A 595-nucleotide genomic window follows, 5' to 3' on the forward strand; every position below is an offset into this window, starting at 1 on the left:
AGCACCGAACTGCCCAGACTGACCGCCCCAAACCCCATTGATACCCAGCCCAGAATAGCCGAGGCCTGGGGGTTACTTTCCTCGGTCAGGCTACTGGCAACCCCGGTCGCTGCCCCCAGAAAACCGGCCCCAGCGAGCACCGCGCCGCTCAGCGTCAGGGACGCCCCGCCGGTCGGAATGACCGCCGCCAACTCCGCGACCATACCGAAAACACCTAATACCAGCCCCACAATACTGCCCGCACTCATATGTCCGCTCGGATCGGTCCGGTTGATCGGATCCCCCAGACAGTACGCATACGCGTTCAGCCCCCCGGCCCCGAACGGGCTGAAACTGTCCGGTGCCGTAAACCGCATCAGTACCGGGTTATAAGTCCGGTAACCGTTACCCAGATGATACCCGCCCCCGGCCGGATCCTGCCGCTCCCCGTTATAGCCCGGTAAATCCGGGTCACTGTCCGCCGCTGCCTGCTGCCCGTACGGGGTGTAACGAAAGCGCGACGCGGTACCCTGCCGGCGGCTCAGCAGCACACTGCCCGGCCCGTCCGTGCCCAGTAAATACACGCCGTCATCCGTGACACTCGCCGCCGACGCAC

1 protein-coding gene is annotated in these 595 nt (G+C 65.0%); it reads right to left on the minus strand.

The genetic code is table 11. The annotated features are described in order from the left end of the window. Window positions 1-595: RHS repeat-associated core domain-containing protein (locus tag AAC855_RS21210; protein WP_340612117.1), on the minus strand; the 595-nt coding region annotated here is incomplete at both ends.

It is taken from the genome of Xenorhabdus bharatensis (assembly GCF_037996705.1).
Lineage (GTDB): Bacteria > Pseudomonadota > Gammaproteobacteria > Enterobacterales > Enterobacteriaceae > Xenorhabdus > Xenorhabdus bharatensis.